The organism is Yoonia sp. D2-7 (genome assembly GCF_055809435.1).
The window spans coordinates 3,011,576-3,025,902 of sequence record NZ_CM147912.1 but is presented as its reverse complement, the minus strand read 5'-3'; the positions used below and the strand labels follow the sequence as shown (position 1 = coordinate 3,025,902).

The following is a 14,327-nucleotide window of genomic DNA, read 5'->3' as shown; positions in this document are numbered from 1 at the left end:
GTGGTATGTTATAACGTAACATGGATGGCAAGATGGAAACGACACCCGCCAAAGGATTCGCAAAGCACGACCATCGTGCCTGTGTGGCCACCGCGTTATCAGCGGCGGATGCTGCGTGTCTGGCGCGGAAGGTGCAGTTCACGCCGGTGCGGCGTCGGACGCTTGAAATCTTGCTCGAAGCACATGCAGCCCTTGGCGCATATGATGTCTTGGCGCGGCTTGATGCAGACGGTTTTGGGGCGAAGCCACCTGTGGCCTACCGCGCGTTGTCTTTCCTTGTGGATCAAGGGTTTGTGCACCGGATCGAACGTTTGAATGCCTTCGTGGCCTGCGCGCATCCTGATACGACCCACGATCCGGCATTTATGATCTGTCGTGGTTGCGGAACTGTCGCTGAAGCGCAGGCAGGTAATAGCGCCTTGGGTCAAAGTGCGGCCTCTGCCGGTTTCCAGATCGAGCAAACTGTGATCGAGGCCGAAGGTCTGTGCCCAACTTGTCAGGACCCGTCATGACACTTTTGACTGCTGACAAGGTTGCTGTCCGCTACGGTGGCCAAACAGTTCTGGATCGTGTCACCATGGCATTGGTGCCGGGTGAAATCGTGACGATTGTGGGGCCAAACGGGTCCGGAAAATCAACGCTATTGCGCGTTTTGATTGGCGCGTTGAAACCAAGCACGGGAACTGTCACGCGATCCAAGGGCATCAAAATCGGTTATGTGCCGCAAAAGCTGCACATCGATCAGACAATGCCGCTGACGGTGCGCCGTTTCTTGGATTTGCCGAAAAAGGTCAGCGATGCGCAGGCCTGTGAAGCGCTTGAAACCGCTGGTCTTTCGGACCTCGGCAAACGGCAGATGTCGGATTTGTCTGGCGGCCAATTCCAGCGGGTGCTGCTTGCGCGGGCGATCCTTGGACGCCCCGATATTCTGATGCTTGATGAGGCGACGCAGGGGTTGGATCAACCGGGATCTGCGAGCTTCTACCGTCAGATCGAAGCGGTCCGCCAAGAATTGGGTTGCGCTGTTTTAATGGTCAGCCACGAATTGCACGTCGTGATGAGCGCCTCTGACCGCGTGATTTGTCTGAACGGTCATGTGTGTTGCGAAGGAACGCCTGAAGTTGTCAGCGCGGCACCAGCATATCGCGAACTGTTCGGAACCGGGACGGGGGGCGCTTTGGCGCTGTACCGGCATGACCACGATCATCACCACCACCATGACCATGACCACGACCATACCCATGAGGCAGCCGAATAATGCTTGACGATTTTGTGGTACGCGGGGTCCTTGCTGCCCTTGGAACTGTTGTCGCGACTGGCGTTTTGGGCTGTTTCGTCGTGTGGCGGCGCATGGCCTATTTCGGGGATGCGATGGCACATGCGGCGGTTTTGGGCGTGGCGCTGTCGTTGGCGTTTTCAATGTCGATCTATGTGGGTGTGATCATCACAGCCATCTGTATCGCTTTGATATTCTTGCAATTAACTGGCGCTGGGCAGACGGCTGACGCGGCGCTTGGGGTGCTGGCCCATAGCGCCTTGGCGCTGGGCCTTGTGATCGTGTCATTGTTGTCAGGTGCGAAGCTTAGCCTGTCGGCTTACCTTTTCGGGAACGTCCTTAGCGTCGGAACGACAGACCTTGCGATCATCTGGGGCGGTGCGTTTATCGTGGTTGGCGTTCTGTGGTGGCAATGGTCGCATCTTTTGACGGCCACGCTGAGCCCCGATTTGGCCTATGCGGCGGGTATCGACCCGCGCAGGCAGGAACTGCTGCTGACAATTCTGTTGTCGTTGGTTGTAGCCGTGGCCATTAAGGTCGTCGGTGCGTTGTTGATAACGGCGTTGCTGATTATTCCCGCGTCCGCGTCACGCCAATTGGCACGCACCCCTGAAGGCATGGCGGTCGCGTCAATCATTATTGGGACGTTGGCTGCATTTGCAGGTACGCAAGCGTCCTTGATGTTCGACACGCCAACGGGGCCGTCAATCGTGGTGGCGGCGGCCTGCGTTTTTGCCGCGACGACGATTTTGGGACGGTTGCGGGCGTAATGGTCCTTGCCTAGACATCCAACCACAACGTAACAGGACCATCGTTGGTGAGGCTGACCTTCATATCAGCGCCGAATGATCCGGTTTGCGTCGTGATCCCTAGAGCCGCGACATCGTCGATGAAGTGCTCGTAAAGCGCGCGCCCCTCTTCGGGGCGTGCCGCAGTCGAAAAACCAGGACGATTGCCGCGAGATGTGTCGCCTGCCAGTGTGAACTGGCTGACAATCAAAGCTGATCCGCCTGTGTCGGCAAGCGACAGGTTCATTTTGCCAGTATCGTCGGTGAAGATCCGCAGCTTGCTGATCTTTGCGGCAAGTTTGGCTGACTGGGCTGCGGTATCACCCTGCATCGCACAAACGAGGATCAGCAAGCCGTGACCGATTTCACCGATGGTTTCGCCGTCAACAACAACACGTGCGTCAGTGACGCGTTGGATTAGGGCTCTCACAATTCAGAGGCCCACGGCGGGTTCGCACCAGCGCGCGACACTGTGATCGCGGCAGTTCTAGCGCCAAGGGACAGCGCATCACGCACGGCATCATCTGATAGACTGGCGACGCCGGATTTCGTCAAAAGTCCCGCGTTGTGCAAGCTGGCCAACAGACCTGCGTTGAACGTGTCGCCAGCACCAACGGTGTCAACGACAGTCGCCTTGTTCGCGGCGACAAAGATTTCTTGGGTCGGCGTGTATCCGGTTACCCCTTTCGACCCTTCGGTAATGCACAACAATTTCAGATTGTTATCGGTAACCATTTTGCGGGCTTTGTCTGCTGTGTCGCCTTCCGGATCGATCCAATCAAGGTCTTCGTCGGATAGTTTGATGATGTCCGCGAGGCCGATCATCTCTGCGATGCGGGCACGATACACGGCTTCATCCTTGATGAACGTCGGGCGGATGTTCGGATCGATCATCGTGACCTTGCTGGATGCTTCGCGTATCAGCAGGGCCGCGTAAGTTCCCGCACATGGTTCAACAGCCAAAGAAATACCGCCAAGGAACAATGCGTCCGCCGATGTGTCGGGCAGGCTATCCAAAGGCAACATGCGTCCGGCGGTGTTTTCGTCATAGAAGGCGTAGCTTGCGTGTCCGTCCACCAGTTTCACGAAGGCCAGTGTCGTCGGTTGGTCCGAGCGATGGGCGAGGCTGGCATCGACGTTGGATGCGGCCAGCGCACCGGTCAGAACTTCGCCGAACAGATCGTTGGAAATGCCTGAGTAGAATTGCGTCGGAACGCCAAGACGACCCAAAGCGATGCTTGTGTTGAACACAGCGCCACCTGCATGTGGCGCGAACGCGGCTTCCCCTGCGGATGTTTCACGCGGTAGCATATCGATCAGGGCTTCGCCCGCACACAGGATCATCGCCTATCTCCTATTGACTGTTAGCGATAACAAATCCCACACCTGCCGCGATAATCAAGCCGATAATGACCGCAAATGTGATTTTCCAAGCCGAGTATGGCCTTTCGCCCTGCACACGGCCCGTCCGGCCGTTGACGACAAAGCGATAGGTCTTCCCGTTGTATTTATAGGCCGCAAGCCAGACCGGCAGCAGGATGTGTTTGAAGGTCACGTCGCTGATTTGTGTTTGAACATTGCTGATTCGCTGTTCATCGCCACCAATGTCATATTTGACGTCGCGCCGGATCATGCGGTCCATGTAAGCGCGGGCTTCGGTGAAACCGTCGGTTAATTCGACTTGATATCCTTCAGCTCTGAAACCAGCCAGATATTCGGGTTTATATGGTTCAAGCGCGGATAGATCCCAAGGTTCCAGACCGTCGGTGTATTTCTTCGGCAGGCTGTTTGACGCGAGAACAAGCACATCATCAAAGAAACGCGCAACACGGCCAGACGCAGCCCGCCAGCGGGTTTTGCGAACCCGAACCTGTTTTCGTTTGCCATCTCGCACGACTGTTTTGGTCTCGTAGTAATGGGTGCCGCGCTGGCCAGTGTAGCTGGATTTTGTATCGGCATCGAACGTCCAGTAAGGCACGTAAATACCGTTCATTTTCCGGCCCTTACGAGCGTATTCTGTTAGCCCGTTTGGCGCGAACCATAGCGATCCCAGCCAATCCGTTAGTTCTTTACGGGACGCCGGTTCGTCTAGCTCAAACGGTAAAAGACCACGCGGTTTGATGTGGCGGTGCGTGCCAGTGTCCGTGACGACGGGTGTCGCACAGAACGGACATTCTGCAGCGTGCGTATCGCTATCGAATTCGGTCTGCGCGCCGCAATTGGGGCAAGTGATGACCTTTGTTTCTTCGATGTCTTCTTCGGCCAGTGCGTTGGCCACAGCGTCTTTAAAATCAAGTTCCTTGATCCCGCTGGCGACGCCTGCCGCTGATTCTAATGGTTCGGTATTGCCGCAATGATCACAGATGAGACGGTGATCGCCTGGATCAAACCGCAGATCGGACCCGCAATTATCACAAGGGAACCGGTGTTCTTGGAGCGGGCTGTTTGGGGTGTCGAAATCAGTGTCGGTCATGTGAAGCGTGCTTCTGCTGGGGCGGCTAAATCGGTTGGTTTGATCATAGCCGGAAACGCGGGCCAGCGACCACCCAAAATGGACGGCGTCACAGGAACCGATGCAAGGCTTTGGGGGCCATGATCCGCAACGCATTGTCGCGTAATCGCAGGTGCCGCCATGTGTGAAATCCTGCGTGACCAATCGCAATGACTGCAAGGATGTAGAATTCGTAGATGTGAACCTGACCGATGAAATCGTTCCACTCGGGCAGGTTCAGTGGCACACCAATGGGAACGATATTGCCTGCCCACAACTGCGTTGCAGACGTAACGCCCAAGCCAAACCCAGTAACTGCGACGCCAAATAGCCCCCAAATGAGTGTCTTGTGCAAAACTTGATGGGTGCGTTTGCCCCGCGGACCAAGTTTTGGACCGGGGCGTCCGACAAGGCCGCGCTTTAGATATGTTCCTGTCCAAAACAAGGCGAAACTGACGAAGATCAGCCCAAGAAACGAATGCACGTGGAAGGCCCAACGCCCGATCCGGTTTACGTCTTCCGGCGTCACCAACATAAACCAGACGAAAAGTGGAATCGTCACGCCATGCAGTACTTTGACGAGCGACCGCTTGTTTGGGCTGAATATGGCGCGGCTGTTGTTCATGCTTCAGGCACGTGACGTGCCCGAAATAGTTTCGTCAAATAGGTAGGGCTGGTTGCAAGGTGCATGGGAAATTCAATGCGCCACCATCGCCGAACGTGCCTTCGCAATAATTGTTGCCAGCTTGGGTCTGGAACAGCGAAATGCAAATGCCGCTCCAATCGCCTGCTTCTGCGACGCACATCGTGTTGCCATCGAAACCGGAAATTGTGCTTTCAATCCGCGTGTTAAAGGCTGGATTGATGTATGTGGCGGTGCCGTCCAACGCGAAAATCACGCCTTCGCCGCTTGGTGCAAGCGCGCTGAACGCGTTGGCTGTCGGAAACCGTGCTGTCAGGTCGGCTTGCGTTGCAATCACGTCGACTGGCGACAGCCCTTCGGGGCGATCTGTCGTTGCATCAGACGCCACGCAGCCGGCCAAAATGGCGGTCATCGCACAAAAGGTCGGGATGCGTGGCGTCATTGATTATGCTCCGGGTGGGGGCGGTGGTGCGACAGTGAAGATACTGTTCAGATCAGCAACATCTTCGGCACGCATCCAGCCGTCTTGGCCTTGGGTCCAGACCATTGTGTCACGTGTTAGCGCACCCTCGGTGACTTTGCGGCCCATCGCAGCTTTGGAGAACGGGCCAGTGACGTCGCCCGTGACGGCAATATGCCAAACATGTTCCGCAGGTGGCGGCGGTGGAGGCGGAGGTGCCATCGCAGCCGGTTGTTGTGGTGCCGCACCCCATGGTCCGGCTTGGGGGGCTTGATTGAACATTTGACCCATGTTCATGCCAAGACCTGCGCCCATGCCCATACCCATCGCTTGACCAGCGGCAGATCCTTCGGCCCCCATCGCTTGGGCCGCTTGATATTTCAGATGGTCATCAAGATTGCCTGTGATGCCACGCGATGTGCGGGTATCCAGTGCCTTTTCCACGGCAGGGGGGAGGCTGATGTTCTCGATGTAAAGTTCCGGCAGCATGATGCCGTATTGCGCAATCGTCGGGTTGATCGCATCCGCAATCAGCTTGCCGACTTCGCCAGTATTCGCGGCCATATCAAGCACCGGAATACCGGATTTCGCGATCGCGCGGCTGAATTCCTGAACGATGATATTGCGGATTTGGTAGCTGATTTCGTCAGCCGTAAATTCGCCATCGGTGCCTACGATTTCGGTCATGAACCGTGCGGGGTCGCTGACCTTCATTGTATAGGTGCCGTAAGCGCGAATCCGTGTTGGTCCAAATTCGGGGTCACGCAACATGATCGGGTTTTTAGTGCCCCATTTCAGGTTCGCGAAACGTGTCGTATCGACGAAATAGATCTCGGATTTGAACGGCGATTTGAAACCGTGATCCCAGTGCTGCAACGTCGTCATGATCGGCATGTTGTTGGTTTCCAACATGTACAGACCCGGCGTGAACACATCAGCCATCTGACCTTCGTGTACAAAAACAGCGGCTTGGCCTTCGCGGACCGTCAGCTTCGCGCCGTATTTGATTTCGTGACCTGCGCGTTCAAAACGCCAAACCATCGTGTCTTGGGTGTCGTCGGTCCAGTGGATGACGTCGATAAATTGGCCAGAGAGGAAGTCGAGAATGCCCATGTGCTTGGCCCTTTCGTATTTGATGTTAACGATATGCTAGGCAGCGGTGCGCCGCATAGCAAGGTCATGAAAAACGGACCCTATGTGGGACCGGAATCGAGTAATTCGCGGGCGATAACCCGCGCAATCGGGGCGGCTTCGGCGGCGGACATACCGGTGCGGAAACGCGGATCGTAGAGCATTTTCAGCAGCAATTCGTCGTGTGTCGTCAGCAACCCAAATTCTTCGTCGTCGTTGAAAATGGACGGGCGGGCCTGTGGACTGTCGTTGGCAAGGCCAAGCCCCTGTGCCAGCTCTTCGTGGAAACAGGACGTGCGCAAGAGATCGGGGTGTTCGGACCGGATAATCGCAACGGCTTTGGAGTAACTGGCCCCGCCGCCTTCGGAAAAGGCGACGACGATGCAAAGCTGGTCGCGCGGCAGTTGGGTGATCGCTCGCAAAGAGCTTTCGGCGATGCCCGGCACGATTTCACGCAGGCGATCGCGATAGGTCGCGCGGTCATCTTCGCCAAGCACAAGAACGTGGAAATTTGGGTCAGCGTCCGTTTGCAGGATCGATAGACCAGATACGCGCGATAGTCGCTGCGCATAGGCGGCCACAGTGGTGCGGTCGCGGGATTGTTGTTCTGGCGTAACCGAGGCCCCAAATTCCATCGTCATGCGCACGGGCATATCCCAGCGGCGTAAACGTGAAAGGGTGGCCTGCGGACGCAATACATCGCCGTCGGTGACGTATTCGTCAAACAAAGCGATCCGCACGAAATTACGTGCGAGAACGGTGTCGGTGAACGGGGTATCGGGACCGCCCCCATCGCCGCGCAACAGGCCTTGCGTCAGCAGATCATTTTGAAGGCGTCGGTAATACGTCGCCAGCGCTTTGCTGGCCTCGCTTGGTTCCGTAATCACGGGAGGGGCCAGTTCTTCGACGGGTTCCGGACGACTGACCGGTGGCGTGTCGGGGACTGGCGTGACGGGTGGTGTGGTTTCGCAAGCGGCAAGCGTCAGCAGGCCCGTAAGGCCCACTGCGCGAATAATGCCGCTTGCGTTTGTCACTTAGGCACCTGTCGCAGTGCCGATAGTGTCACCGGTTTTGTCACCGCGTGCTTTTGCAGACGCGAGCGTGTCTTTCAGCTCTTTCTCCATCTTGATCATGTCGGCTTCTGCTTCGGCCCGCTTGCGCTTGCCTTCGTCTGCGATTTCCAAGCTTTCGTTGATCGTGGCGATCAGATCGGCGTTCGCTTGCTTCACTGCGTTGATGTCGAACACGCCGCGTTCCATTTCGGTACGGATGACTTTGTTCGCATCGCGCAGGTTCTTGGCGTTGGCCGTCAGCAGTTCGTTCGTCAGGTCGTTCGCGCTACGCACAGCTTCTGCCGCTTCGGCAGAACGTTGAATAGTGACGGCCTGAGCCAGTTGGGTTTCCCAAAGTGGCACTGTGTTGACCAAAGTCGAGTTGATCTTCGTGACCAGCGACTTGTCATTTTCTTGCACAAGGCGGATCGACGGCAAGGATTGCATTGTCACCTGACGTGTCAGTTTCAGGTCATGCACACGGCGTTCCAGATCGTCACGGGCCGCACGCATATCACGCAATTCCTGCGCCATCATTACGGCGTCGTTTTCCGGGGCTGCTTCTACTTCTGCAACCTTGGCAGGGATCACGGTTGCATCCAGTTCTTCGAGCTTCGCTTCGCCAGCCGCGATGTAAAGGGCGAGTTCGTCGTAGAATGCGAGGGTCTTGTCATACAGCACATCAAGGCTTTCGATGTCGCGCAACAGCACGCCTTCGTGGCGCAACAGGTCTTCGGTAATACCGTCGATCTGGCCTTGAACGTCTTCAAAACGCGCAACAAATTTCGCCATTGGCGCAGCACGGCCCAACAGTTTTTCCCACCAGCTGCGTTTACGACGCACATCGAGTTCAGAAACCGAAAAACCGCGGATCGTGGATACGATGTTGCGCAGGCTGTCGCCCGCTGGCCCGACGTCCTTGTTGCGCACGCCTTGCAGCATGGATTGTGAAATTTCTTGCAATTCGGCCTGTGCGCCGGACCCAAAAGAAATGATCGACTGTGTTTCGGTGATGTCGATTTCGTTCATGCGTTTTGTGATTTCAGCTGACGTTGGTGCATCAGCTGCCGCTAGCGGAACAAGGTCGCCCATCGGTTCAGCCAGCACAACAGCTGTCACTTTTTCAACATCAGCCAGCGTTGCGGCAGCTTTTTCGCGGATCGTTTCAGACATATTGTCCCCCTAGGTTAGCGACCTGTTTTACAGGCCGTCACGCTGCAATCGGTCGCGCAGCACTTTAATTTCGATATCCATATCCGTCCGGTCATCTTCCATCATCTTGTCAGTCCGGGCGGCAAAGTTGTCTTGTAGGTCGTCGAGCAGCGCGATGTAGTCGGTCCGCACAGACGGATCAGGTTTACGCGTATACAGGTCCACAAACTTGACCGTCGCGTCCCGCGCGCCTTCAAGATAGACGCCCAGATACTTTCGGGCGCGTGTAAGATCGCGCGGGTCTTCTTCGACGGTGCGGGCCATTTTACGTGCCGTCGCATCGAAAGACGCAACACGTGCCGTCAAATCACGGTCTTCGAGACGGGCGATTTGATCTTTCATCGCGGCAAGGCTTGCATCAGCTTGATCCACGACGCGGGCAACACGGTCTTGTTGGAATGTATCTACACCTTCCATCCGCTTGTCTTTCAACGGGTCAATGCCAAAGGCCACGGTATGCAGAACTGTCCCGACAATACCGTAGATCACGGACCCGATCAGCCCAGTATCGCCAGTGTATGCGGCCAAAGTAACACCCAAACCGGTTGCCAAAGACGCGATCATCTTGCGTGGGATCGCGGGTTTACGTGCAACACGGCGGGCGTCGTATTCGGCTTGTGCCTTCAGCCCCTCGCGCGTGAACCACGCGGCAAAGGTCAACGTTGCTGCGCCAAGCAGTGCGATTGCGAGCATCGCAGGGCCATCATTGATTGAAGTGAAGACAAGAATAATTGCGGGCACGAACAACAAAGTCGTGCCTTTCGTGTTGTCTTCAATTGGTCGGTCGGGCGGTGTTTTACCGATGTCCGCACCAGAAGACGCCCCGTTCGGGCTATATTTCCCGCCAAATTTCTTCGCCATTACGCTGCCCCCAAAAAGCCGCTGGTCACGCCAAACAGCAAGATCACAAGCACGATGAATGCGATTGTCCGGATCGTTTCAGGCAAGGTTTCCCCAATGCTTTTTTGCGGTGGTGCCCCGTTGAACCACCTGAGTAACGCCCATATGACCAAGCCACCCATGATTGCGGGGAGTAGCAATAAAAAGAGCAGCAATAGTTTGATCATGGTTCACAGCGTTGGTTACCTCGGGTTGGTCAACAGATAAGCACCGTTTCGGAAATTACGAATGTTTCTGGTTTGCTGCCCGTTCTGCGTTCAGCTTGCGCGCGTAGCCGGATTGCAGGATTTCAACAGCAAACAACACGACAACAGAGAAGTAGAATGTGGATTTCGACATTGGAATAATGTCTTGGCCAAAGACTTTGATCCCCATCGAATCGTCATGCATCGCGTGGGATGCGGCAACACCCGCTTCACCAAGAAGCACAACACCGACGATCAGCAGGATAAAGAGGCCAAGCACCTCGTACATGCGGTTTTTCTCAAGAAACTTTGTTACGCCGTCGGCGAGCAGCAGCATTGCGAGGCCGGACAGCAGAATTGCTGTTGCCAAGATTGGGAACACGTCCGTGATCGCAAGGGCGGACAGCACCGAGTCGAACGAGAAAATCAGGTTCATCATGACGATCAGCAGTACGACCTGAACGGCGGATTTTCCGGATTTGCCTTCAACATCGTGGCCAAGGTGTTCGACCGACAGCATGTGCCGGATTTCCTTAATCGCCGTGTACATGATGAACACGCCGCCAAAGACGAATACGCATGTGGCAAAGTTCACGGCACCTTCCAGAACGCCTTCCCATGCGAATGTGTAAAACGGTGTGGCTAGCGCATCGATCAAGCTGATCATCACAAACAGCAGAACAACCCGCAGGGCCACCGCGATGATAATCCCCCAAAAGCGCACTGATTTTTGCTGGGCGACAGGCGCGCGTTGGCTTTCAATCGAAATATAAAGAAGGTTATCAAACCCCAGAACCGCCTGCAAAAAGCAAAGCATGATGAGATTGGTTGCGTTCTCGAGTGTTAAAAGATCAGCCACGTGTGTCGTTCCCTATTCTGGCAGTGCGCGCGTCACGCATATTGTGCATAACCCGTAAACCGCCACAAGGGTTCAACGTCTTGTGTTTTTCCCCGTAGGGCGGCCTTTTACGGGACGATTGACCGGTTTGCGCGTGCGTGTCGGTGTTGGTTTGCCGGACAGGCCCAATTGATCGCGGACAACGCGCTGCTTCACTTCTTCCACTTCGCCTTGCGCCAGTGCGCCTAATTGGAACGGGCCATAGCTGACGCGGATCAAACGGTTCACGGTCGCGCCGATGGCTTCCATGGCGCGGCGGATCTCGCGGTTCTTGCCTTCGCGGATGCTGATGGTCAGCCATGCGTTGGCACCTTGTTGGCGGTCAAAGGTGACGGTCATTGGCTGGTAATTGACGCCTTCGACACTGATACCTTCACGCAGGCGATCAAGGCTGGCCTCTGATGCGGACCCTTTGATCCGAACGCGATACCGGCGTAGCCATCCTGTGCTGGGCAATTCCAGTTTGCGCTTCAATTCACCATCATTGGTCAACAAAAGCAGGCCTTCGGAATTGATATCTAACCGTCCAACGGACATCACGCGGGGCATATCTTCAGGCAGGTTTGCAAAAACGGTGGGCCTGTCGCGTTCATCGCGTTCGGTCGTCACGAGGCCTGCGGGCTTGTGATACAGCCAAATACGCGGCGGATCGGGTTCGCCCACAAGTTTGCCGTCGACAGTGATCCGCGCACCGCCGATGATATTCAGGGCAGGGCTATCAATGACCTTGCCGTTTACGGTCACACGCCCATCGGCGATCATACGTTCGGCTTCACGGCGAGACGCAATCCCGGCACGGGACAAAACTTTGGCGATCCGGTCGCCCTTGGGGATATCATCTGACATGCGTGCAGCCTTACGCACCACAGGCGGTCTAGGCAATGGTCCGCCTTTCTTTTGGCCTCAAATATCCCCGCCGGAGGCATCCGACACTTGCAACAGACACCACATCCGCGTGACAACACCGCATGAAGTTTCAAAGTTACATGGATATTGCGCTGACCGAAGCCAGAGATGCGGCTGCCCGTGGCGAAGTGCCGGTCGGGGCCGTGATCGTGCGGCAGGGCGCCGTGCTTGCAAAAGCCGGCAACCGGACCCGTGAACTCAACGACCCGACAGCGCATGCCGAAGTCCTTGCCATTCGTGCGGCCTGTACCGAACTAGGGCAGGAACGCCTGACGGAATGCGACCTGTATGTGACCTTGGAACCCTGTCCGATGTGTGCCGCCGCCATCAGCAATGCGCGGATCGCACGGCTTTACTATGGGGCGGCTGATCCAAAGTCTGGTGGCGTGGCGCAAGGTCCGCGTGTCTTTGCCCATGCCCAGTGCCATCATGCCCCCGAAGTCTATGACGGAATTGATGCGCTCGCGTCCGAGGAATTGCTCAAATCCTTCTTTGCGTCTCGCAGGCGCTAGGTTTTCGCACACCAACCGCCGCATGTCCTTGCAGGCCACCCAACGGGACGGTAAACGCGACTTCGATATCAGACGGAGACACGGCCCCATGTCCATTGACACAGAAACCGCCCGCCGCGTGGCAAAACTTGCCCGTATTCAGGTAGAGGACGACGCATTGCCTGCGCTGGCGTCAGAATTTAGCGCGATTCTCGGGTTCATTGAACAACTCAATGAAGTTGATGTGGACGGTGTTGAACCGATGACCTCTGTCACACCGCAGCGTTTGAAGCGCCGCGAAGATGTTGTGACTGACGGCGACCAGCAAGAAAAAGTGCTGGCCAACGCCCCTGATGCCCGTGAAGGGTTCTTTGCTGTGCCGAAGGTGGTTGAATAATGACTGATCTGTCCAAACTGACAATTGCTGGTGCCCGCGATGCAATGCGCAAGGGCGACGTGTCTTCTGCGGAATTGACCGAAAGCTATCTGAAATCCATCGAAGGGGCCGGTGCGCTGAACGCATTTGTGCATCACACCCCTGATATCGCAATGGATCAGGCCAAAGCTGCGGACGTGCGCATCAAAGCGGGCGATGCCCCTGACATGTGCGGTATCCCGTTGGGCATCAAAGATTTGTTCTGTACCAAAGGTGTCGCGTCCCAAGCCGCATCTGGCATCTTGGAAGGCTTCAAGCCGGAATATGAATCGACCGTGACCACACAATTGTTCGATGCAGGTTCCGTTATGCTTGGTAAGCTGAACATGGACGAATTTGCGATGGGGTCGTCAAACGAGACCTCTGTTTACGGCAATGCCGTGAATCCATGGAAAGTTGACGCTGAACTGACACCGGGTGGGTCTTCTGGTGGGTCCGCGTCTGCCGTTGCTGCTGATTTGTGCCTTGGTGCGACAGGCACTGACACAGGCGGGTCTATCCGCCAGCCAGCCGCGTTTACCGGCACAACCGGCATTAAGCCAACCTATGGCCGCGTATCCCGTTGGGGCGTTGTCGCTTTTGCGTCGTCGCTTGATCAGGCCGGTCCGATGACCAAAGACGTACGCGACAGCGCGATTATGCTGGAAGCGATGTGTGGCCACGACCCGAAAGATTCGACGTCCGCTGACATCGCAGTGCCCAACTTTGAAGCCGCCCTGACAGGCGATATCAAAGGTAAAGTCATTGGTATTCCAAAAGAATATCACATGGACGGCATGCCCGAAGAAATCGAAAAGCTGTGGAAAGACGGCACAGCAATGCTGAAAGACGCAGGTGCCGAAATCCGTGACATTTCCCTGCCGCACACGAAATATGCGCTGCCAGCGTATTATGTGATTGCCCCCGCAGAAGCGTCATCCAACCTTGCCCGTTACGACGGTGTGCGGTTCGGTCATCGTGCAAAGCTCGAAGCGGGCGACGGCATCACCGAAATGTACGAAAAAACCCGCGCGGAAGGCTTCGGCGCTGAAGTTCAGCGCCGCGTGATGGTCGGGACATACGTGCTGTCCGCCGGTTTCTACGACGCTTATTATAACCGTGCCCGGAAGGTGCGTGCGCTGATCAAGCAGGACTTTGATAAAGTCTATGCAAGCGGTGTTGATGCGATCCTGACGCCAGCAACGCCGTCATCTGCATTTGCGCTGGGCGCGATGAAAGACGCCGATCCAATCCAGATGTACCTGAACGATGTCTTTACGGTCACAGTGAACTTGGCTGGTCTGCCAGGGATCGCAGTGCCTGCGGGCCTTGATAAAAACGGTCTTCCGCTCGGTCTGCAGTTGATTGGCCGTCCTTGGGAAGAGGGCGATCTGCTGAACGTTGCCTATGCGCTTGAACAAGCCGCAGGATTTGTGGCCAAACCGGCGAAGTGGTGGTAAACCCACCGCTGATTTCAAA

18 protein-coding genes are annotated in these 14,327 nt (G+C 56.0%); 6 read left to right on the top strand and 12 right to left on the bottom strand.

All coding sequences use genetic code 11. The features are described 5' to 3' along the window. Window positions 1–32 precede the first annotated feature (32 nt). The 3 genes from AC0L7R_RS14950 to AC0L7R_RS14940 are packed head-to-tail and all read left to right on the top strand — an operon-like array spanning window position 33 to window position 2,046. Window positions 33–512 carry a helix-turn-helix domain-containing protein gene (locus AC0L7R_RS14950; RefSeq protein WP_473657664.1) on the top strand — a complete coding sequence of 160 codons (480 nt, stop codon included), beginning with the start codon at window positions 33–35 and terminating at the stop codon, window positions 510–512. Then, window positions 509–1,258 (top strand): metal ABC transporter ATP-binding protein, encoded by a 750-nt coding sequence (locus tag AC0L7R_RS14945; RefSeq protein WP_473657663.1) that lies wholly within the window; start codon window positions 509–511, stop codon window positions 1,256–1,258. Before AC0L7R_RS14950 ends, AC0L7R_RS14945 begins: the two co-directional genes overlap by 4 nt. Beyond that, window positions 1,258–2,046, top strand: a complete 789-nt coding sequence (locus AC0L7R_RS14940) for a metal ABC transporter permease (protein WP_473657662.1) — start codon at window positions 1,258–1,260, stop codon at window positions 2,044–2,046. Before AC0L7R_RS14945 ends, AC0L7R_RS14940 begins: the two co-directional genes overlap by 1 nt. A gap of 10 nt (window positions 2,047–2,056) precedes the next feature. On the opposite strand, the gene dtd is transcribed toward AC0L7R_RS14940, so the two are convergent. From dtd to AC0L7R_RS14880, 12 genes are all read right to left on the bottom strand, one after another. Next, window positions 2,057–2,494 (bottom strand): D-aminoacyl-tRNA deacylase, encoded by a 438-nt coding sequence (dtd, locus tag AC0L7R_RS14935; protein WP_473657661.1) that lies wholly within the window; start codon window positions 2,492–2,494, stop codon window positions 2,057–2,059. Further along, the gene (locus tag AC0L7R_RS14930; protein ID WP_473657660.1) at window positions 2,491–3,408 is read right to left on the bottom strand and encodes a PfkB family carbohydrate kinase; all 918 of its coding nucleotides are present in this window, start codon (window positions 3,406–3,408) and stop codon (window positions 2,491–2,493) included. Before AC0L7R_RS14930 ends, dtd begins: the two co-directional genes overlap by 4 nt. A gap of 10 nt (window positions 3,409–3,418) precedes the next feature. Continuing rightward, on the bottom strand, window positions 3,419–4,537 hold the full coding sequence (locus AC0L7R_RS14925; protein WP_473657658.1) for a primosomal protein N' (replication factor Y) - superfamily II helicase: 1,119 nt from the start codon (window positions 4,535–4,537) through the stop codon (window positions 3,419–3,421). Window positions 4,538–4,625: 88 nt separating this feature from the next. Then, the gene (locus AC0L7R_RS14920) at window positions 4,626–5,180 is read right to left on the bottom strand and encodes a cytochrome b/b6 domain-containing protein (protein WP_473657657.1); all 555 of its coding nucleotides are present in this window, start codon (window positions 5,178–5,180) and stop codon (window positions 4,626–4,628) included. Between the two features lie 34 nt (window positions 5,181–5,214). Beyond that, window positions 5,215–5,640 (bottom strand): hypothetical protein, encoded by a 426-nt coding sequence (locus AC0L7R_RS14915; RefSeq protein WP_473657655.1) that lies wholly within the window; start codon window positions 5,638–5,640, stop codon window positions 5,215–5,217. Window positions 5,641–5,643: 3 nt separating this feature from the next. Beyond that, complete coding sequence (locus AC0L7R_RS14910) at window positions 5,644–6,771, bottom strand: SPFH domain-containing protein (protein WP_473657653.1); 1,128 nt, start codon at window positions 6,769–6,771, stop codon at window positions 5,644–5,646. 80 nt (window positions 6,772–6,851) lie between these two features. Then, window positions 6,852–7,823, bottom strand: a complete 972-nt coding sequence (locus AC0L7R_RS14905) for a DUF2927 domain-containing protein (RefSeq protein WP_348108412.1) — start codon at window positions 7,821–7,823, stop codon at window positions 6,852–6,854. Continuing rightward, entirely contained in the window at window positions 7,824–9,014 is a 1,191-nt protein-coding gene (locus tag AC0L7R_RS14900; protein WP_247127341.1) for a toxic anion resistance protein, read from the bottom strand. Window positions 9,015–9,041: 27 nt separating this feature from the next. Next, on the bottom strand, window positions 9,042–9,914 hold the full coding sequence (locus AC0L7R_RS14895; RefSeq protein WP_473657652.1) for a 5-bromo-4-chloroindolyl phosphate hydrolysis family protein: 873 nt from the start codon (window positions 9,912–9,914) through the stop codon (window positions 9,042–9,044). Next, a complete protein-coding gene (locus AC0L7R_RS14890) occupies window positions 9,914–10,120 on the bottom strand; it encodes a hypothetical protein (protein ID WP_247127339.1) in 207 nt (68 codons plus the stop codon). The genes AC0L7R_RS14895 and AC0L7R_RS14890 overlap by 1 nt, the downstream gene beginning before the upstream one ends. Window positions 10,121–10,175: 55 nt before the next feature. Continuing rightward, on the bottom strand, window positions 10,176–10,997 hold the full coding sequence (locus tag AC0L7R_RS14885; protein WP_473657650.1) for a TerC family protein: 822 nt from the start codon (window positions 10,995–10,997) through the stop codon (window positions 10,176–10,178). A gap of 72 nt (window positions 10,998–11,069) precedes the next feature. Next, on the bottom strand, window positions 11,070–11,882 hold the full coding sequence (locus AC0L7R_RS14880; RefSeq protein WP_473657648.1) for a pseudouridine synthase: 813 nt from the start codon (window positions 11,880–11,882) through the stop codon (window positions 11,070–11,072). Between the two features lie 122 nt (window positions 11,883–12,004). Here AC0L7R_RS14880 and AC0L7R_RS14875 point away from each other — a divergent pair, with 122 nt between their 5' ends. From AC0L7R_RS14875 to gatA, 3 genes are all read left to right on the top strand, one after another. Continuing rightward, window positions 12,005–12,454, top strand: a complete 450-nt coding sequence (locus tag AC0L7R_RS14875; protein ID WP_473657647.1) for a deaminase — start codon at window positions 12,005–12,007, stop codon at window positions 12,452–12,454. A gap of 88 nt (window positions 12,455–12,542) precedes the next feature. After that, the gene (gene gatC, locus AC0L7R_RS14870; protein ID WP_348108408.1) at window positions 12,543–12,830 is read left to right on the top strand and encodes an Asp-tRNA(Asn)/Glu-tRNA(Gln) amidotransferase subunit GatC; all 288 of its coding nucleotides are present in this window, start codon (window positions 12,543–12,545) and stop codon (window positions 12,828–12,830) included. After that, entirely contained in the window at window positions 12,830–14,308 is a 1,479-nt protein-coding gene (gene gatA, locus AC0L7R_RS14865) for an Asp-tRNA(Asn)/Glu-tRNA(Gln) amidotransferase subunit GatA (RefSeq protein ID WP_247127334.1), read from the top strand. Before gatC ends, gatA begins: the two co-directional genes overlap by 1 nt. The last annotated feature ends 19 nt before the right edge of the window (window positions 14,309–14,327 follow it).

Excerpts from the sequence above, each read along its gene's own strand:
- AC0L7R_RS14900 (WP_247127341.1), bottom strand. The coding sequence starts at position 9,014 with ATGTCTGAAACGATCCGCGAAAAAGCTGCCGCAACGCTGGCTGATGTT.
- AC0L7R_RS14890 (WP_247127339.1), bottom strand. The coding sequence starts at position 10,120 with ATGATCAAACTATTGCTGCTCTTTTTATTGCTACTCCCCGCAATCATG.
- AC0L7R_RS14950 (WP_473657664.1), top strand. The coding sequence starts at position 33 with ATGGAAACGACACCCGCCAAAGGATTCGCAAAGCACGACCATCGTGCC.
- AC0L7R_RS14930 (WP_473657660.1), bottom strand. The coding sequence starts at position 3,408 with ATGATCCTGTGTGCGGGCGAAGCCCTGATCGATATGCTACCGCGTGAA.
- AC0L7R_RS14940 (WP_473657662.1), top strand. The coding sequence starts at position 1,258 with ATGCTTGACGATTTTGTGGTACGCGGGGTCCTTGCTGCCCTTGGAACT.
- AC0L7R_RS14910 (WP_473657653.1), bottom strand. The coding sequence starts at position 6,771 with ATGGGCATTCTCGACTTCCTCTCTGGCCAATTTATCGACGTCATCCAC.
- AC0L7R_RS14915 (WP_473657655.1), bottom strand. The coding sequence starts at position 5,640 with ATGACGCCACGCATCCCGACCTTTTGTGCGATGACCGCCATTTTGGCC.
- AC0L7R_RS14945 (WP_473657663.1), top strand. The coding sequence starts at position 509 with ATGACACTTTTGACTGCTGACAAGGTTGCTGTCCGCTACGGTGGCCAA.
- AC0L7R_RS14920 (WP_473657657.1), bottom strand. The coding sequence starts at position 5,180 with ATGAACAACAGCCGCGCCATATTCAGCCCAAACAAGCGGTCGCTCGTC.
- AC0L7R_RS14925 (WP_473657658.1), bottom strand. The coding sequence starts at position 4,537 with ATGACCGACACTGATTTCGACACCCCAAACAGCCCGCTCCAAGAACAC.
- gatA (WP_247127334.1), top strand. The coding sequence starts at position 12,830 with ATGACTGATCTGTCCAAACTGACAATTGCTGGTGCCCGCGATGCAATG.
- AC0L7R_RS14875 (WP_473657647.1), top strand. The coding sequence starts at position 12,005 with ATGAAGTTTCAAAGTTACATGGATATTGCGCTGACCGAAGCCAGAGAT.
- gatC (WP_348108408.1), top strand. The coding sequence starts at position 12,543 with ATGTCCATTGACACAGAAACCGCCCGCCGCGTGGCAAAACTTGCCCGT.
- AC0L7R_RS14880 (WP_473657648.1), bottom strand. The coding sequence starts at position 11,882 with ATGTCAGATGATATCCCCAAGGGCGACCGGATCGCCAAAGTTTTGTCC.
- AC0L7R_RS14895 (WP_473657652.1), bottom strand. The coding sequence starts at position 9,914 with ATGGCGAAGAAATTTGGCGGGAAATATAGCCCGAACGGGGCGTCTTCT.